Raw genomic sequence first — 1047 nt, forward strand, 5'->3', positions numbered from 1 at the left:
TACGACGCGGTCACCCCGTGTCCGCAGCCGATCTCCAGCGCCCTGTCGCCGGGCCGTACGGACAGCGTCCGCGCGGCCCACTCGTGACGGTCCATGCGGGCCGGTATCGGCCACGGCTCAGCGCAGCTGCAGCTCCACGAGCACCGCCCGGTGGTCGGTGCCGGCCAGCTCGGGGAACTCGATGCCCGCCGGGCTCAGCCGGTCGCTCACCAGGACGTGGTCGATCTGGGCGCCGAAGAGCGGCGTCGTCGACGCCGGCCAGGTGGGGGTGCGGGAGCGGCCGAGCAGCATGGCGCTGTCGCGCAGGCCGGTGTCGAGGATGTCGCGGAACGCCTCGTGGTCCTGCGAGGAGTTGAAGTCGCCGCCGAAGACGGTGGGCGCGGAGCCGCGGGCGCCGGCGGCGTCGCGCAGGTACCCCAGCTCCGTACGCCAGGCGTCCATGGACCCGGGCGTCGGCGGCATCGGGTGCACGACCTGCAGCCGCACCCGCTCGCCTCCGATCCGCGCGGTGGCCGCGGGCATCGACAGCGTGCCGCGCACCCCGGGCTCCTCGGTCAGGGGGTACGTGCTGAGGACGGCGGAGCCCTCGGCCGGATCGCCGGCGTCGACGACGCGGTACGGGTACGCGGCCCGCAGCTCCGGGGTGCGCAGGGCGGCGACGCAGCGGGTGTCGCACTCCTGCACCAGGGCGACGTCCGGCTCGTACCTCCGCAGCGCGTCCCGCAGGGCGGGGGTGGCGTCGCCGAACTTGAGGTTGGCGCTCAGGAGGCGGAACTCGGCCTTCGGCGGGGAGGAGGGCGGATCGGCGGCGGACTCGTAGGGCCGTACGAACCAGCCGGTGCCGGCGACCGCGACGAGCGCCCACACGATGCCGGTACGGCTGCGGGCGGCGGCCATGAGGAGCAGCCCGACGCCGCCGGGCACGAGGAGCCAGGGCAGGAAGGCGGCAAGCTGCGGCAGGGGAGTCAGTCCGTCACCGCCGCCGACCCGGAACGCGAGGACGCAGGAGACGACGAGCAGGGGCAGCGCGCCGGCGACCCGGAGGAC

1 protein-coding gene is annotated in these 1047 nt (G+C 75.5%); it reads right to left on the reverse strand.

What is annotated here, in order from left to right:
- Positions 1-117 precede the first annotated feature (117 nt).
- Positions 118-1047: endonuclease/exonuclease/phosphatase family protein (locus H5J30_RS35400; RefSeq protein ID WP_181791886.1), on the reverse strand; the 930-nt coding region annotated here is incomplete at its 5' end.

It is taken from the genome of Streptomyces phytophilus (assembly GCF_013870535.1).
Taxonomy (GTDB): Bacteria; Actinomycetota; Actinomycetes; order Streptomycetales; family Streptomycetaceae; genus Streptomyces; species Streptomyces phytophilus.